8 protein-coding genes are annotated in these 17,595 nt (G+C 64.1%); 4 read left to right on the top strand and 4 right to left on the bottom strand.

Annotation, left to right across the window (positions count from 1 at the left end):
- Nucleotides 1-2: 2 nt before the first annotated feature.
- From hemL to AB8C10_RS08015, 3 genes are all read right to left on the bottom strand, one after another.
- Complete coding sequence (hemL, locus tag AB8C10_RS08005; RefSeq protein ID WP_368867423.1) at nucleotides 3-1,352, bottom strand: glutamate-1-semialdehyde 2,1-aminomutase; 1,350 nt, start codon at nucleotides 1,350-1,352, stop codon at nucleotides 3-5.
- A 209-nt stretch (nucleotides 1,353-1,561) separates the two neighbouring features.
- The gene (locus tag AB8C10_RS08010) at nucleotides 1,562-2,929 is read right to left on the bottom strand and encodes a threonine/serine ThrE exporter family protein (RefSeq protein WP_049354247.1); all 1,368 of its coding nucleotides are present in this window, start codon (nucleotides 2,927-2,929) and stop codon (nucleotides 1,562-1,564) included.
- Nucleotides 2,930-3,080: 151 nt separating this feature from the next.
- A complete protein-coding gene (locus AB8C10_RS08015) occupies nucleotides 3,081-3,776 on the bottom strand; it encodes a 3'-5' exonuclease (protein ID WP_049353292.1) in 696 nt (231 codons plus the stop codon).
- Between the two features lie 171 nt (nucleotides 3,777-3,947).
- On the opposite strand from AB8C10_RS08015, the gene AB8C10_RS08020 reads away from it, so the two are divergent.
- A complete protein-coding gene (locus AB8C10_RS08020; protein ID WP_368867424.1) occupies nucleotides 3,948-7,763 on the top strand; it encodes a PD-(D/E)XK nuclease family protein in 3,816 nt (1,271 codons plus the stop codon).
- A 69-nt stretch (nucleotides 7,764-7,832) separates the two neighbouring features.
- Complete coding sequence (locus tag AB8C10_RS08025; protein ID WP_368867425.1) at nucleotides 7,833-12,575, top strand: UvrD-helicase domain-containing protein; 4,743 nt, start codon at nucleotides 7,833-7,835, stop codon at nucleotides 12,573-12,575.
- A 1,019-nt stretch (nucleotides 12,576-13,594) separates the two neighbouring features.
- Here the strand turns inward: AB8C10_RS08025 and AB8C10_RS08030 are convergent.
- The gene (locus AB8C10_RS08030; protein WP_368867426.1) at nucleotides 13,595-14,596 is read right to left on the bottom strand and encodes a phosphotransferase; all 1,002 of its coding nucleotides are present in this window, start codon (nucleotides 14,594-14,596) and stop codon (nucleotides 13,595-13,597) included.
- A 323-nt stretch (nucleotides 14,597-14,919) separates the two neighbouring features.
- On the opposite strand from AB8C10_RS08030, the gene AB8C10_RS08035 reads away from it, so the two are divergent.
- Nucleotides 14,920-16,899 (top strand): ATP-dependent helicase, encoded by a 1,980-nt coding sequence (locus AB8C10_RS08035; protein ID WP_368867427.1) that lies wholly within the window; start codon nucleotides 14,920-14,922, stop codon nucleotides 16,897-16,899.
- A complete protein-coding gene (locus AB8C10_RS08040) occupies nucleotides 16,883-17,515 on the top strand; it encodes a M48 metallopeptidase family protein (protein ID WP_049341880.1) in 633 nt (210 codons plus the stop codon). The genes AB8C10_RS08035 and AB8C10_RS08040 overlap by 17 nt, the downstream gene beginning before the upstream one ends.
- The last annotated feature ends 80 nt before the right edge of the window (nucleotides 17,516-17,595 follow it).

Below are 17,595 nucleotides of genomic sequence, written 5' to 3' on the forward strand. Positions count from 1 at the left end.
CCCTAAGCGGATGCGGCAGCAGCTGCGGCAGCCGGAAGAGCCGAGATGATACGGTCCATCGCCTCATCATTGTGGGCGGCAGAAACGAACCACGCCTCGAACGCGCTCGGCGGCAGGTACACGCCGGATTCGAGCATGGAGTGGAAGAACGCGTTGTAGCGGCTGGTTGCCGAGGCCTTGATGTCGGCGTAGTTGTGCACGCCCTCCTGAGAGGTGCCGAACGCGACCGAGAAGAGGTTACCGGCGCTCTGGATGGAGTGGTCCACACCGGCGGCGTTGAACGCCTCGGTCAGAGCCTGCTGCAGCTGGGCGCTACGCGAATCCAGGTGCGCGTAGACCGCGGCATCAGCCAGGGTCAGGGTCGTAATACCCGCCGCAACGGACAGCGGGTTACCCGAGAGCGTACCAGCCTGGTAGACCGGGCCGACCGGCGCCAGGTACTCCATGACCTCACGCTTACCGGCCAGCGCCGCGATGGGCATACCGCCACCAATGACCTTGCCGAACGTGAAAATATCGGGAACCCAGCCGCCATCCCCGGGAGCCGCGTAACCCCAGTAACCAGCCGAAGAGACACGGAAACCGGTCAGCACCTCATCAAAAATCACGAGCGCACCGTTCGCGTGAGCAATCTCGTGCAGGCCGCGGTTGAAGCCGGGCTCGGGGGTCACCACGCCCATGTTGCAGGGCGCCGCCTCAGTAATAATTGCGGCAATCTGACCCTCATGGTTCGCGAACGCCTCACGCACAGCGTCCAGGTCGTTATAGGGCAGAACGATGGTCTCCGCGGCGGTTGCGGCAGTCACGCCAGCAGAACCCGGCAGCGCCAGGGTAGCCACACCCGAACCAGCCTCGGAAAGCAGCGCATCCACGTGACCGTGGTAGCAGCCCGCGAACTTAATAATCTTGTCACGACCGGTCACACCGCGCGCGAGACGAATCGCAGTCATCGTCGCCTCAGTACCGGTAGACACCATACGCACCTGATCAATAGCGCCGGGAATCGCCGCGTTAATACGGTTGACCACCAGCTCAGCCAGCTCAGCCTCCGGCGCGCTCGCCGCACCAAAGGACAGGCCGCGCTCAGCCGCCTGCTGAACCGCCTCAACAACCTGAGGATGCGCATGACCCAGAATCGACGGGCCCCACGAGCAGACCAGGTCAACGTACTCGTTGCCGTCCGCATCGTACAGGTACGCGCCCTTAGCCTTCGCGGCAAACGCGGGGGTGCCGCCCACAGAATTGAAAGCACGCACCGGGGAATTCACGCCGCCGGGAATCACCGCGCGAGAACGCTCAAACAGCTTCTCGCTGGCTTCGTGGTGCAGCGGGTGGGTAGAGGAAGGAGTCATCGTATCGGTGCCTTTCAACAGAGACGGCGAACTAAAGAATTACAAGGGACGATGCGCACCAGGCAACGGAGCCCGCACGCCACTAGCGTCCCGTACCTAACCATCATAGGCGCTACAGATGAACCGCAGGTGACAAGCACCTGAACGTACCGAAAGGTGACGATAAAACACAACAGACAAGTTAGGGAACAGAGAGGACGCGCAACGCGCTAACGCAGGTGCCGGTCGGTATCCAGGCGGTTCAGAACCTGGGTGTCCTGATCGAACAGCCAGTTCTTGTCGAAGATTAGACGCACGAAGGCCAGGCCCATACCCAACGCCATGAAAATCAGCAGGGACTGCACGAAACCGCTTGCCGCCGAGTACATGTCACCGCTAGCAAAATGCGACATCGAACGGTAGAACGGAACACCCGGAACCATCGTCACCACCGCCGGAACCGACAGGGAAATACGGGTGTACTTGCGCTGATGCAGCGGCGCCACAATCTCAGCCAAAATACCCACACCAAACACGGCAATCGTCGCCGCCATATGCGCGGGCATACCAGCCTCAACCATGTGAATACGGATGGGGTTCGCCACCGCAGCAATCACGCCACCCCACACGCACGCCACTGGGGAAGCGGCAAAAAGCATCGCGAAGCCAGCCGCCGCAACACCCGAGGAAAGCACCTGCAACACCAAATACAGGGTCGGATCCAGGTTAAGAGGCGCAGGAGCCGCCAACGGCAGGTGGAAGAGCGAACCCAAAACCCACACCGCAAACGACGCACTCAGCAACAACAAACCCACATAGGTTAGACGCGAAATACCCGCCAAAAAGTCCATGCGGGAAATATCGAGCATGCCCGTCACCATGGGGAAACCGGGCACCAAGAACAGTACCGACGAAATAAAACCAATCATATGGTTCGGGCTAATCCAACCCGCCGCGACCAGCACATTAACAAGCGCAATGTACAGGCCCGCCGCCAGGAAGCCGCACGCCATCCACGTTGCCAAATGGCTCACCCCGCGCTTGAGCAGAGTCGAACGCAAAAACTGGCCGGCACCCGCCGCGAAGAACACCACCGTGCACTCCACCAGACCGCCACGGTTTAGGAACGCGAACCCGGCACACGCCACCGCCGACGCCAGCGCCAACATCCAGCGGGTGTACAGAGGCTTCGCCGAATCAATAAGGTCAAGCTCGGCGTTCGCCTCCGCAGGGGTGATCTTTTCAGGAAGCTCAGAAATGAACTTACCCAACTGATCCAGCTTATGAGCGTTAATGCCCATCGTGCGCTGCTCAGCGACCTCGGTACGGAAATTACCGTCAGTGTACGAAGAAGTCGAAATCTCGGTGAAGGTCACCTGCGCGTGATGCTCCTTCAACCCCACAGCCTTCGCCAAACGCGCCATCGACGCCTTAATACGGTATGCGCTCGCACCCGACTTCATCAGGATGCGGCCCAGGCGGAGCACCACCTGCGACTGCGCCACCAGGTGCTCATGAGCCAGACGGGTAGACCCCAGATAAATACTGCGCGTATTAGTGTCAGGGTACGGCTCGGTAGTGCGGGGCTGATCATCCATGAGAGGCCTTCCGGGTCGTGCTATTCACGTGCTATTCGTGTAGGTGCGGTTACCTTCTAGCATAGGGGAGAAGCCCCTGCGGGGATAGTGTCAGCCCGTCAGTAAAGGAGAGGTGTTTGGGGATGCTGCCTAGGTTTTTAGCGGCGCAGTTTTATCGGCGCACCGGCCAGCGGCCGTCAATGACCTCAGATTCCTTACCCGGCTGCGTTCGCAACCACGCCTGGAAGCTCGCCGCCTGCTCCGCCGCCCACTGAATCTGCTGCTCGTGCAGCTGGCGCGCATCCACGTTGAGAACCTCGGGGAACTGCTCGGTCAGCTTCACCAGCAGACGCTCCGCCGCCAGGGCATCATCAGCGGACGTGTGCGCATTCTCCAGGGAGACACCGTACTCGGCGGCAAGAACCTCAAGGGTGCGCTTGCCGCGCTTACGCGGAATCACGTGCTTATGCAGAACATACGGGTCGAGCACCACACCCGGCGGCAGCTCGCCGTTGGCAATATTGTGGCGCAGCATCTCGTGGTGCAGCACCGAAAAATCGTAGGCGGCATTGAACGCAATAATCGGCACACCATCAATATTGAGCGCACCAATCGCGCCGGCAAGCTCCCACACGACCTCACGGGCGGGACGGCCATGCTCACGCGCGTACTCGGTCGTAATACCGTGCACGGCGGCGGCACCGGCAGGAATCTCAACGCCGGGGTCGGCAAGCCACTCGCCACGGCGCACCACATTACCCTGAGGGTCCAGCAGGATTAGGGAAGCAGTCACGATGCGGGCGGTGGTGACGTCCACACCGGTGGTTTCAAGGTCAAAAGTGGCGCGCAGGCCGTTCATCCAGGTCATGCTATAAGACTAACCCAGCGGCGGTGCAGGCGCGCGCCCGGTCGTCACGCAGCTGTGGATAAACCCTCGGCGGGGCGGCATATTAAGTCACCGAGGCGGCACATAAGCAGCTGACGAGCCCACATGACCGCCCACAAGGTACAACCGCGCTACAGCCGATAGACTGAAACCATGACAACCCAACTTCTCACCGGCATCCCCGGAACCGGTAAAACCCATCACCTCACCGAACGCGCCCTGCGCTACCTCGCCGACGGGAACGACCCCGCCCGGCTGCTCATCCTCGCACCCACCCGCACCGCTGCGACCCGCATGCGAGACACCATCGCCGCCTCCAGCGACCGCAGCCTCTCCGTAGCACCCACCCGCGCCTGGGCAGCATACGCCTTCGACCTGCTCAAACGAGCCCAAACCCGGGGGCTGCTCAGCGGCGTAGAAGGCAACCTCAAACTCCTCTCCGGCCCCGAACAAGACGTCATCATCGGCGAACTACTCGCCAACCACGCCGAAGGCATCGCACCCGGCCCCGCCTGGCCCGACGTACTCCGCGACGCCCTCGCAACCCGCGGATTCCGCCACGAAATCCGCGACTTCTTCGACCGCATGGCAGAATACGACCTCACCGCCGAAGACGTACACGCCCTCGCCACCGAACACAACCAGCCCGCCTGGCACGCCCTCGCCCAACTGCACACCGAATACCGTGCCGTGCGAGCCCTCCGCGCCAAAAACGCCTACGACCCGGCAGTACTCATCAACGACGCCTGCCGGCTGCTGTTGCGCGCCCCCGAATTCCTCGCCGAAGAACGCCGCCGATACGACCTCATCCTCATCGACGACGTGCAGGAACTCAGCCCCTCCATCTACCGACTGCTACGCCTCATCGCCGCAGAAGTCGCCCCCGCAGACGCCGCGCACCTGACCGAAACCCACCCCGACCTCTTCGCTGAAGGCCCCCAGGTTGTCATGACCTACAGCGACGAAGCCGTCGTCCAGGGCTTCCGAGGCGCCCGCCCAGACCTCGTCACCACCCTGCAGGCAAGCTTCCCGAGCATGCGCACCCGCACGCTCACCACCTCGTACCGCCTGCCCGCTCTCATGATGCCGCTCGTGGCAGACATTCGCCGCCGCCTGCCACGCTACACCCGGTTTGTGCCGCTCACCGCTGAACAGGATAGGGCGAAGAATGGTGTGCAGGGAGGCGCAAAGAACAGTGCGCCCGCAACCTTTGGACGCATCAACACCACCCCCGCCGACGAAGCCCTCACCTGGGGCGCCGCAGACGAACCGCTGCTGCACCTGGGCGCCGACGGCAAAATCCTCGACCCCGCGCACTACCGCACCGCACCCGCCGGCGTGTATAAGTATGCGCTCTCCAGCTCTCAGGACGAGGCGAACCTCATCGCCCAAATGCTGCTCGAAGAACGCATCTACGGCAACCACCCCTACCGCGAGTCCGCCATCATCGTGCGTAGCAGCGCGGACGTGGCGCGCATCCGCCGCGTGCTCTCCTCGAACGGTATTCCCTCGCGTACCTCCGCGGCGCTCGTGCCGGTGCGCGACGAGCCCGCCGTACGCCCCTTCCTCGACGCGCTCAGCCTGCTCGTCTACGCCCGCAAGCGCGGCGAGAAGGCACTGAACCCCGCCGTGCACATGCCCGTTGCAGAAGGCGTGGAGGCGGCGGAGCACGGCGGTTACGAAACCCTCAGCGCATCCGAAGCTGAAGAGCTGATGCGCCGAAGCCTCGACGACGTCATCGCCGAAGAAAGCCGCGCCAACCCCCTCGGTGGCGCGCAGAGCGCCATCACCCTGCTTACCTCCCGGCTCGGTGGCGCATCCAGCATGGACGTGCGACGACTCCGCCAACAGCTGCGATCCATCGAACTGCAAAGCGGCGGTCACCGACCCAGTGACGACCTGCTCCTCGGTGCCCTGCTACACCCCGAAACCCTCCCCGAAGAGGGCGTAGGACGCGCCGTGCACCGCATCGCAGCCGTGCTCTCCGCGGGACGTAAAGCACTCGCGCGCCCCGAATCCACCAGCACCGAAGTGCTCTGGGCGCTCTGGGAAGCCAGCGGCCTCGAAAAGGTCTGGGTCACCCAGACACGCAACGCAGGCCCCGACGCAGACGCAGCCCACCGCAACCTCGACGCCATGATCGGACTCTTCGAAGCCGCCGACCGCTTCGACGAGCAAATGCGCGGCGCCGGTGCCGAACAGTTCCTCGACTTCATCGACGCGCAGGACCTACCCATGGACACCCTCGCCGCCCGCGGCGTACGCCAAGACGCAGTCGAAATTCTCACCCCCGCGCTCGCCGCCGGCCAGTCCTGGCGCACCGTATATGTATGCGGCCTGCAGGAAGGCACCTGGCCCAACACCACCGTGCGCGGCTCCCTGCTGGCTACCGGCGACCTCGTGGACCTGTGCGATGCGCGCATCCGCCAGCGCGCCGAGCAACAAGCGGGGGAAGAACAGGTGCCGCCCGCGCGCATCCGCAGCTACCCCGAGCGCGTGCGCGACACCCGCCACGACGAGCTGCGCATGTTCGCCGTCGCCGCCACCCGAGCCAGCACCCGCCTGGTGCTGACCGCCGTGCGTAACGACGATGAGGCACCCGGCGAGTTCTTCGACTTTGTGCTGCCCACCGACGCGGTCGGCGACTCCACGGACGTGCCGATCACCCGCGTGCGCCGCCCCGCAACCCTGCGTTCCCTGGTGGCGGAGCTTCGCCGCACCCTCGTTGAGGAGTCGCTGAACGCCATGCGTGCCGAAGACGCGCAGGATGGCGCACAGATGCACAACGCGCCGGAGGAGGATGCCCTCACCCCGGAGGCTTCCGCGTACCGGCTCGATGCCGCCTCCCGCACCCTGGCGCGCCTGGCGAATGCCCAGGCGCCCGGCGCCGCACCCGACGAGTGGTGGGGTCTGCTACCGCTGTCTAGCACGGAGTTGCTCTTTGCACACCGTCCGGCAGACCACGCCGAGCCGGGCGAAAACTACGGCGAAGAGCCTGCCGAAAACCCCGGCCGCCGCACCATTACGCTTTCGCCCTCGCGCCTGGAAACCATTCACAGCTCGCCGCTGGACTGGCTGGTTTCTGCCGCCCGTGCCGAAGCGCAGACGGACCTGTCCCGCTCCCTGGGCACGCTCGTTCACGCCATCGCCGAGGAGTACCCGACCGGCACCCTCGAAGAGCTCCAAACCGCCCTCGACGAGCGCATTAGCTCCCTCGGCGTGCCCGCTCGCAAGGACGACGAAACCGACGAAGAATACCGCGAGCGCGTGCCCTGGGAATCCTACGCCCTCTACGAGCGCGCCAAGCGCATGATTCTGCGCCTGAGCTACTACTACCGCCAGCACATGGGCGACGCGGGCTGGCAGAACCTCGGTGTTGAAGGCTCCTTCGCTGTGCGTGTGCCCGTGCCCTTCGACCCCGCCGGCGAAGTGGGCGAGCTGGATGCGCTGCTCACCGGCCGTGTGGACCGCCTCGAGGGTACCGCCCCGGCTGAGGACGGCACCCGCCGCTACGCCATTGTTGACCTGAAAACCGGCAAGTCCAAGCCAGACGGTAAAACCATGGAAACCCATCCGCAGCTTGCCGCCTACCAAATCGCGGTGGAGGCTGGCGCGGGCGAACAGCTGGAGGAGCGTTACCGCGCCGAAGCCGCCGCTCTGGAGGCGGACGAACCGCTACCGGATGCCCGTCCCCAGGAGCTGGAGTACACCGGCTACACGGGTCGTTCCGGAGGCGCGGCGCTCGTGCAGCTGGGCGCCTCGGGCGTGAATGACGAGAGTAAGACTCGCCTGCAGGTTCAGCCCGCCCTGACGGAGCACGATTCGTGGGCGGCTGAGCTGGTGCAGCACGCCGCGGAGCTGATTGCTGGCGCGCAGGTGCAGGCTCGTCACCGTGAGGGCGGCTATGGGTGCCGTCTGCCGGAGATTTGCCCGATTTGTACGCGTGGCCGTCAGGTGACGCAGCCCTAGTACCCCCTGTTCTTTCGGTATCACTCACCCTGAACCTCCCATGAGAATGACCCATGAGGAAGAGGAAACATGACTGACTCTGGCGCACACGGCGCTACTAACCCCGGCGCTACTAACTCCGGCGCTAATCCCGGTCCTGGCACCGGCATGCTCACCCCCGCCCAGTGGTGCGAGCACAATAGCTGGCAGCTGCCCAACGGCGCGCTCTTCTCCGCAGAGGCCGCCGCGAACAACCCCGAGCTGAAGCCCGCTGGCTACCGTAGTGCCCTCGATATTGCCGAGATGCTCAACGGCGCCGACGGCAAGAAGCCGACCCCCGAGCAGATCCGCATGATTGAGGCGGGCCCCGCCCCGACCCTCGTTATTGCGGGCGCAGGTTCGGGTAAGACCGCGACCATGGTTGACCGCGTGATTTGGCTGGTCGATAACGGTTTTGTGCGCCCTGAAGAGGTGCTCGGCGTGACCTTCACCCGCAAGGCGGCAACCGAGCTGCGCAGCCGCATGCGCGCCGGTTTGAACACGCTACGCCGTAGCCGCCGCATCGCCCCGACCGACGAGGAGCTACGCGAGGGCATCGCTGATCCGACCGTGCTCACCTACCACTCCTACGCGAATAACCTGGTCAAGGAGTACGGTCTGCGCCTGGGCGTGGAGCAGGACGCGCAGATGCTTGGTGACGCGCAGAAGTGGCAGCTTGCCGCGCAGATTGTGCAGTACTGGGAGGGGGAGCTGCCCCTCGACCAAGACGGTGTGCCGGTGTCTGCGGCGACCATGATTAACCAGCTGCTGCAGCTCTCTGATGAGTGCGCGGAGCACCTGGTTGAGCCGCAGGAGGTTATTGACTTCTGCACCGAGCAGTTGGCGGCGTACGCGGCGGTACCCGATCCGCGCCGTGCGACGAAGACCGAGAGGGATATTCAGAAGGTTCAGCGTCTGCTGCGTAACCGCCGAGTGTACGCGCGCATGGCGATGAGCTACGCCCGCGTGAAGGCGCGCATGCAGGTGCTGGATTTTGGTGACCTGATGCGTTTTGCTGCCCGCATTGCGGAGGCTGACCCGGCGATCCGTGAGGGTGAGCGCGCCCGCTTCAAGGTGGTTCTGCTGGACGAATTCCAGGACACCTCTCACGCTCAGATGAGCCTGTTCTCCTCGATTTACGGTGCCGATGAGGCGGCGGGTATTCCGGCTCATCCGGTGATGGCTGTGGGCGACCCGAAGCAGTCGATTTACGGTTTCCGTGGCGCTTCGGACGGCCAGATGTTCAGCTTCTACCGTCATTTCCCGACCGAGCACGCGCAGCCGCTGTTTCTGTCCATTGCGTGGCGTAACGACATTTCGGTGTTGAACGCGGCGAACCATGTGGCGGAGAAGCTGAAGGAAGTGCCCGAGTGGGTGCGTGCCGCCGACGGCGATATTACTGCCGCTCAGGTGCCTGACCTGCGCCCGCGCTGCGCGCTGGTGGGGGAGCCCGGTTCGCCCGCCTTTGAGCAGGTAGCCGCGGGCATGGTGGGTCGCGTGGATTTGACGTACCACGACTCTGACCGCGAGGAGGCTGTGGCGATTGCCGAGCGTATTGCGGCGATGCGCGCGCAGGCGGTGCGCGAGTATGAGCGCGCCTACGCGGCGCATCGTTCCGGTGATGGTTCGGTGCGTCCGCGCCTGCAGATGCCCGAGATTGCGGTGTTGGCGCGTGTGCACGGTCAGCTGGACCCGATTCGTGTGGAGTGCGAGCGTCTGGGTATTCCGGTGCAGCAGGTGGGTTTGGGCGGTTTGCTTTCCCAGCCGGAGGTTGTGGATTTGGTGTCGGCGTTGCGTGTGCTGGCTGATCCGAACCGTTCGGATGCTCTGGCGCGCCTGCTGACGGGTGCGCGTTGGCGTTTGGGCGCGGCGGATATGTTGGCGCTGGGTGATTGGGCTCAGTCGCTGGTGCGTGAGCGTGAGCGTGCCCTGCGTGAGCAGATGGCGTTGCGTATGCTCGCCGAGGCTGAAGACGCCGACGACGCTGCTGCTATCAACCTGCAGGCGGAGCACCTGCGTGCCGCTCAGGAGCGTCTGGACGAAACTCTCAAGGGCGCGGTGGAGGATTCCTCCGGCTACGCCTCCCTGATTGAGGCTGTGGAGAACCTGCCGCAGGACGGGGTGGACGGCGAACCTCTCTACGGAGAGCAGTACCGCGGCCGCCGTTTCTCCCCGGCGGCGCTGGAGCGTCTGCGTGCTTTTGCCGAGCAGATGCGCGTGCTGCGTGCCGGTTTGAGCGAGGACTTGGGCACGCTGCTGTACGAGATTGAGCGGACCATGCTGCTGGATATTGAGCTGGCGGTCCGCCCGGGTACCGACCCGCTGGGTTCACGCGCGAACCTGGACGCTTTCCACGAGGTTGCCGCTGCCTACGGCATGTCGGCGCCGCGTATTAACGCGATGATTTACGCCGGTTCTGACGGCGTGAGCGCGGAGGAAGGCGACCCGGGTGCGCGCCGCTTCCTGCTGTCTTCGGGCGGCGTGAGCTACGTGATGGGCTTCCTCGCCTGGCTTGAGCGTGCCGATAATGAGGAGAAGGGCCTGGCACTGGGCACTGTGGAACCTGACCCGAATGCGGTGCAGCTGATGACCATGCACGCCGCGAAGGGCCTGGAGTGGGATCATGTGCTTCTGCCGGGTCTGTGCGGTAGCGCGACCGGCGGGCAGACCCCGAACCTGTGGCAGATGTCGGCTAATACGGCTCTGCCCTGGCCGCTGCGTGGCGACCGCGAGTACCTTCCCTCGCTCCTTGAGACGGCGGAGGAGATTACCGCCTTTGAGAAGGCGAAGGACCTGGAAGACTACCTTGCCGAGCATAAGGATGACGCCACCGAGCACACCGGCATGGAGGACCGCCGCCTCATGTACGTGGCGATGACCCGCGCCCGTAACCTGCTGGCGATGAGCGCCTACCGGTGGAAGAGCACCGCCGCAACACCCCAGCCGGTGCAGCCCTTCTGGGAGGAGCTGCTGGAGATGCTCTTCAACCCGCTCGTAGGTCTAGATGCGCCCTCGGTGCATCTCCCGGAGACGATGGATGCGCCCTGGGCGGCACCTCAGTTGGTGGGCATGGGCCTTTCCTACACGATGCCGAACCCCGCGGACAAGCGCAAAAAGGTGCATCTGAACCATGTGCGCCGCTGGGCTGAGCAGCTGGCTGAGTCGAAGTACCGCCTGATCGAGCCGGTCACCCTGGTACACGGCACGGTCGTGGATCCCGCGAACCTGCCGCTCGCACCCGATGAGGCGGCACTGCTGGAGGAGCTGGAACGCTACCCCCTAGACGCCGACGAGCTCACCCCCGAGCAGGCGGAGGCGCGCGCGGGCGCCCAGGCAACCTACGTCGAGCAGGTGCAACGCTACGCCTGGGCGCTGGTTGAGGTCATGGCTCCTGCCCTCGCGCAGGATTGGCAGCTGGCGGCTCCACATACCCGAGCCCGCACGGTGGCGGAGAATTGCGCCCGCCTGAACCTGCCGGTGCCCGAGTGGGTCATTGAAGCCACCGAGCGTGAGAAATGGCGTGAAACGCAGCCGCTCGAGCCCGGTTTCTCGCCCACGGTAGCGGCGGCGCTGCCGATTGAAGTGCGCGGCCAGTTCGCCCAGAAGAACTACGAGGACAGGAACCCGAACCTGGGTGCGGTGCTGACCGCCATGTGGCCTTTTGACCCGCTGGAGCGCCCCGTTATTTGGCGTTGGGCGTCTGATGATGCCCTGACGCAGGGCACGGAGGCGATGCTTCGCCGCGGCCAGCACGAGAACCTGCAACGTGAGATTGCGATTAACTCCTCGAGCCGTCGTGAGGCGGTGGAGCGTGCCGCCCTGGCGGTGGAGCTTGCCGTCGGTGAGGGTGACCCGCACCGGGGCGCGGAGGTAGCGGGGGAGAGCGCAAACCACTCTGCATCCGCCATTCCCGAATCCCTGCGCCAACAGGCGGTGGACTGGGAACGCGAAGCCGACCTGCTACTGCTCATGATGGGGCAGACCGACCCGGTGCTGAGCGATCAGCTGCCGGGGCACCTGTCCGCATCCACGTTCATTCGCCTGAGCGAGGACCCGCAGGGCACGGTGCATCAGCTGATGCGCCCGGTGCCTCAGCGTCCCTCGCGCGCGGCAACGATTGGTACGGCGGTGCACGCGCTAATTGAGGAGCACTTCGGAGTGGCGCCGACCGCCGACCCGCTGGAGGCACCCGATGCGGAGGACACGGCGGGCGTTGACCTGCCTGGTTCCGCTGCCGCCTCCGCCGCGCTCGCTGAGTCTGCAGATTCCTCTGAGCTTGCAGATTCCTCTGGTTCTGCAGATCCTGCTGACCTGCAGGAACAAGGCGAGTTCACCTTCGAGGATGATTTCGAGGAGTCCGAGAGCGAACTGGATGCCTCCGTTCAGCGCCTCTGGGAGCGCTTCGCCACCAGCGAGTGGGGTAGCGACGAGTGGAAGGACCGCATCTGGGCGGTCGAATACCCGGTCGAAACCCACATCGAGGGCGTAAGCCTGCGCGGCCGTATCGACGCGGTGTTCCGCACCGAGGACGAGGACGGCGAACGCTGGGTGCTGGTGGATTGGAAGAGTGGTTCCCGCCCGAAGATGGCGACCATGCAGTCTCGACGCTTCCAGCTGGGCCTGTACCGTATCGCGTTCTCCCGCATTATGGGCGTGGACCCGGAGCGTATCAGCACCGTGTTCGTGTACCTGGGCGGCAAGGGCGTTGCGGAGGTGTGGGATCACCAGATCCGCGGCGGCCTGCCCACGGAGGCGCAGCTGGCGAAGGTGATCCGTGAGGCGCGCAAGGGCTAGGTAGCGGATCTCAACAGCGAATCTCCCAGCGCCGGGCGGGCGGCGCTCGCGTGCTAGCGCTTACTGTCACCGAATAGAGAAAAGCAGCTCACGTAGGCGTTGCGCCTCGTGAGCTGCTTTTCTGCGCGGACTTTTACGGTTAATGGCAGAGGACGCCTCTTCACCCCACTGCATTAGGGTGATGAGGCGTCCTCAGCCGCTGAAGAACTATAGAGGTACTTCGTGCCCTCGCACGCTCCGGGAAAGAATCGCGCCGAACGACTGCCGCTCTCGCGGCCTCACTCGCGCCGCCGGCGCCCCGTGGGGTTTGCGTGCGTCTTTACTCTCAAACACAACCTCGAAAGTAACTCTATAGATTTCTGCCATCGGTGATTGGTTGCGCGGTGCATGAATCCGGCTCGGGTCTGACATGACCGGTCAGGGTCCCGTCCAATCTGTCTCCCCAATTTATCGCTGCCACGATATCAGCGCTGGTCAGTGCGCTATGGGGAGTGTGTCCGCTGGTATTCTCGCGGCACAGCAAAAGTATTCCAGGAGTTTTTGAAAAAATCTACAGGGTAAGTTTTTACCCTAAAATGCACTATTTTGAGCATAGTTCAAGGTGAAGTTGAGACTCTGTGGACTCCCGAGGTCAAAAGTTGGTTCATGTGGGTTTGTGGCGTATTTGCACCCGGGAAATATTGTGAATGGCGCCTTTAGCGCACCTTCAAGTCTCAGCCTTAATCTGAGTCATTCATGCACAAAAATGCAAAACTGGTGCTCAAAAGGTGAGGGGAAACACTTAAAGAAATTTCGGCAAAAAGCCCACTAAAGCCCCTCCACTAGCCCTTATAGGCATCCTCCCGTCGGTTTGACAGACAGTCAGGAGAGCAGGTTTCACCGGGCGCGAGTCAGCGGATATACAACCCAGTAGGTACAGTTCAGCCCCGCAGCGCAGTACTGCGGGGCTGAACTGAAAATCTAGCTGAACCGAAAACCTATGCGGTAAGTAGCAACCTAACAGCTACCCGACCCAATACCTACTCGGTGGGGCCGACTAGCGGGCCGACCTCCTCCTGTCCGAGCAGTTCGCCGGAGGCGCGCAGGTCGTCCTGAATGTCCAGGAGCATGGACACGGCGTGGGTTGCGCCGTCGCGGTCACCAACCTCCACGGTGTGGGTGAGCCACTGGGCAATCGCGAACTCTGCGTAGAAGTTCGCGCGTTGCGCCAGGTAGGCGTCGGGCAGCTGAGGCATCTGCTGGCGGTACACCTCGATGGCCTCGTCGGTGAAGTCGATGTCCTGGCAGGAGTACAGCCACGCGAAGTCCTGCGCGGGGTCGCCCACGTGCACCTCGGACCAGCCGGTGACCTCCACGATGCGCGCCTCCGTAGGAGTCACGTGCAGTACGAGGTTCTCTGCGCCCATGTCGCCGTGGACCACACGCGGGCGGAACTGCCACATGGGGCCGGGGGAGAGCACAGCACGCCAGTGCGCGAGCAGGTCGGCGGGCACCTTACCGGTTGCGGCGGCACGCTCCAGCTCGGCGTTCTTGCGCAGACGAATCTGCTCCGAAGAGTAGGAGGGCAGATCAGCTTCGTAAATAATGTCTTCGGGCATCACGTGCAGGGTCGCGATGTCCTTGGCAATGATGGATGCCAGGGAGGGGCGGTTCGCCGCAACTTCGCGGCGGCTCAGCTCGGCGAGCTGGTCCACGTCGTAGATGGTGCCGGGGATGTGCGTGTACACGAACACGTTGCCGCCTGCGTAGGGTACGGTGCCGGCGACGGTGGGTACGGCGAAGGGCAGTCGGGCGCGCAGGCCGGGGCTGAACGACTGCAGGATGAGGTGTTCAGCTTCCAGACGCATGCTGGCGTCGGGGCGGCGCGGGGCGCGCACTCGCCAGCGGCGACCGGTGGAGTCGGCGATGATTGCCGAGTCGAAGTCGTCGCTGTCTTCGCGAACCGGTTCGGCGCCGACGGGGTAAATCCCGGGCACTCCGGCGGAGACAATGGCTGCTAGCTGAAGGGGAGATAAAGTCACGGGTTAAGGTTACCAAACCAATGTGTGCCGTTTAGTAGTTTTTGGAATCTTTATGCCAAGTGGTGAAGATACTTGTGGACAAGCCTAAACGTGCTCGCCTGCGCTGCCTGTTGAGCTTCTACTTGCCCCACTCCACAAGAGGCGGGTTCCTCACGCTCTGAATGAAAGAAGCGACAGCTAAGAAGCCGCGGCGGGTCTGGAGAACACAGTCTGGGAGAATACAATGGAAGACCGGCTATCACCGCCTCGCATACACGCATGCCCGTATGCCCGCGCGAGCGCATGCCGCCTGCCCGTATCGCCCGCCTTACTGATGGAGCATTATGACCGCCACACCTCAGCAGCCTCAGCATATGATCTCCACAGACGATATCCTCGCCGGGCTTGACCCGGATCAGCGTGCGGTCGCCACCGAACTGGACGGCCCCATGCGCGTGCTGGCGGGTGCCGGTACCGGTAAGACCCGCGCGATTACGCACCGCATCGCCTACGGTATTGCGATTGGCCGCTACCAGGGCCCGCGCGTGCTTGCCCTGACCTTCACCCTGCGCGCGGCGGAGGAGATGCGTACCCGCCTGCACCAGCTGGGTGCGCACGGCGTGCAGGCGCGTACTTTCCACTCGGCGGCGCTGCGTCAGCTGGTGTACTTCTGGCCGCAGGTGGTGGGCGGTACCTTCCCATCCATCGTGCAGAACAAAGCCTCGCTCATTACGGAGGCGGCGAACCGTCTGCGCATCAGCACTGACCGTTCCCTGCTGCGCGATTTGGCCTCGCTGATTGAGTGGGCGAAGGTTCAGCTGCTCACCCCCGACACCCTCATGCAGCGCCTGAGCGAGAAACAGCTGCCCTCGGCGATTACCCCGCAGAACATGCAGCGTATTTTCCAGGCGTATGAGGATTTGAAGGATGAGCGTAACCTCATCGATTTTGAGGACGTGCTGCTGCTGACCATCGCCATGCTGGAGGAGGATGAGAAGCTCGCCGCGACCGTCCGCAACCAGTACCGCCATTTTGTGGTGGACGAGTACCAGGACGTGTCCCCGCTGCAGCAGCGTCTGCTGGATGTGTGGCTGGGCGGCCGCGACGATATTTGCGTGGTGGGCGACGCCTCCCAGACGATTTACTCTTTTACCGGTGCGACCAGCCGTTACCTGCTGGATTTTGCGCGCCGGTACCGTGGCGCGCACACGGTGAAGCTGACCCGCGACTACCGTTCCCATTCGCAGGTGGTGGAGTTGGCGAACCGCCTGTTGGCGGCGCGCCGTCCGCATCCGGATTCGAGCCCGCATTCGTGGGCGCCGCCGCTGGAGCTGATGTCTCAGCGCGGCCCCGGCGTGGATGTGGAGTGGTTCGGCTACGCCGACGATGAGCAGGAGGCCGCCGGCATTGCCGAGGACATCCGCGACCTGATTGAGAAGGACGGCGTGCCGCCTTCGGAGATTGCGGTGCTGTTCCGCACGAACGCGCAGTCGGCGGCGATCGAGTCTGCGCTGGCTGCCGCCCACATTCCGTACCAGCTGCGCGGCGCGGAGCGTTTCTTTGAACGCCCCGAGGTCAAGCAGGCGATGCTTGCCCTGCGCGGTTCGGCGAAGTCCACGGACGGTACCGAGGACGTCACCCGCTACACCCGCGATGTGCTCGGCGGCCTCGGGTATAAGGAGGAAGGCCCCCTTTCGGGAGGCGCCACCCGCCAGAAGTGGGAGTCCCTCGCCGCCCTGGTGCACATGGTGGACATGATGGCGCAGAACCGCCAAGAGCAGCTTCAGGAGCACCGCGCGAACCCTCGCCCGGGCGTGCCCGAGCCGCTACCGTTGACCATGCACGAGGTGGTGGCGACCCTGAACCACCGCAGCGAATTCAACGACGCCCCGCAGGTCAACGGCGTCACCCTCGCCTCCCTGCACGCGGCTAAGGGCCTGGAGTGGGACGCCGTGTTCCTGTGCGGCCTGAACGAGGGCCTCATGCCCATCACTTTTGCGACCACCCCGGACGAGGTGGATGAGGAGCGCCGCCTGCTGTACGTGGGCATTACGCGCGCCCGCAAGTACCTGTGGCTGACCTGGACGATGACCCGCACCGTGGGCGGTCGCGGTCAGCGTAAGCGTTCGCGTTTCTTGGACGATATTGATCCGGCGAAGCGCCGCCGCAGGGCTGAGAGCGCCGGCTCCTCGTATAGCCAGGCACGCTCAACACAGGCTCGCTCGGCGCAGGATCGTTCGGCTCAGCCTCGTTCGACTCAGCCCCGTGCCGCACAGCCCCGCCGTTCGTCGAAGGGAAGAGGAGATTATGGCTCAGCGTTTTAAGCGTGAGATTCTGCCCGCCACCGAGGACCGCCCGCAGATTGAGCTGGTCCGCTCGGCGCGCCGCACCCGCACCATCAGCATGCAGCGTGACGGTGTGGATGAGCACGGCAACCCCGCCTACCGCCTGCTCATTCCCGCCGCGAGTACGAGCGAAGAGATTGACGAGCATATTGCCCGCCTGCTGCCGCGCATTCAGCGTCGTGCCGCGCGCCGTGAGCGTGCCACGCAGCTGACGGTCACGGACGAGTACCTGCGTTCCCGCGCTCTGCACCTGGCGCAGAAGAACCTGCCGGAGCTGGTTGCCTCGGGCAGGCTCGAGAAGCTGTCGATTCGCTGGGTGAGCAACCAGCGTCAGCGCTGGGGCTCGGCAACCTACGCGAACACACAGATCCGCATCTCCTCGGAGCTGCAGGGCGTGCCCGAGTACGTGCTGGATTCGGTGATTCACCACGAGCTCTGCCACCTGCAGCAGCCGAATCATTCGGCGGCGTTCCGTGCCCTGGAGGCGCGTTACCCGCAGCTGCTGCGGGCGCAGGCCTACCTGGAGGGGTACGCGCTGGGGCGCTCGCGGGCTGAGGGCGAACGGGGCGAGCACGGCGAAAACAGCGCCGGCTAAAAATCTCTCCGGCTAAAATCCAGCTGGCTAAAGCGCTTCCCGAAAATCAAAGAAGCAAAAACCAAACGAAACACTCGAGC

Origin of the sequence: Rothia mucilaginosa (genome assembly GCF_964210535.1) — a bacterium.
Classification (GTDB): Bacteria; Actinomycetota; Actinomycetes; order Actinomycetales; family Micrococcaceae; genus Rothia; species Rothia mucilaginosa_F.

Coding starts and splice junctions, on each gene's coding strand:
- AB8C10_RS08035 (WP_368867427.1), top strand. CDS start 14,920: ATGACCGCCACACCTCAGCAGCCTCAGCATATGATCTCCACAGACGAT.
- AB8C10_RS08015 (WP_049353292.1), bottom strand. CDS start 3,776: ATGACCTGGATGAACGGCCTGCGCGCCACTTTTGACCTTGAAACCACC.
- AB8C10_RS08020 (WP_368867424.1), top strand. CDS start 3,948: ATGACAACCCAACTTCTCACCGGCATCCCCGGAACCGGTAAAACCCAT.
- AB8C10_RS08040 (WP_049341880.1), top strand. CDS start 16,883: ATGGCTCAGCGTTTTAAGCGTGAGATTCTGCCCGCCACCGAGGACCGC.
- AB8C10_RS08010 (WP_049354247.1), bottom strand. CDS start 2,929: ATGGATGATCAGCCCCGCACTACCGAGCCGTACCCTGACACTAATACG.
- AB8C10_RS08025 (WP_368867425.1), top strand. CDS start 7,833: ATGACTGACTCTGGCGCACACGGCGCTACTAACCCCGGCGCTACTAAC.
- hemL (WP_368867423.1), bottom strand. CDS start 1,352: ATGACTCCTTCCTCTACCCACCCGCTGCACCACGAAGCCAGCGAGAAG.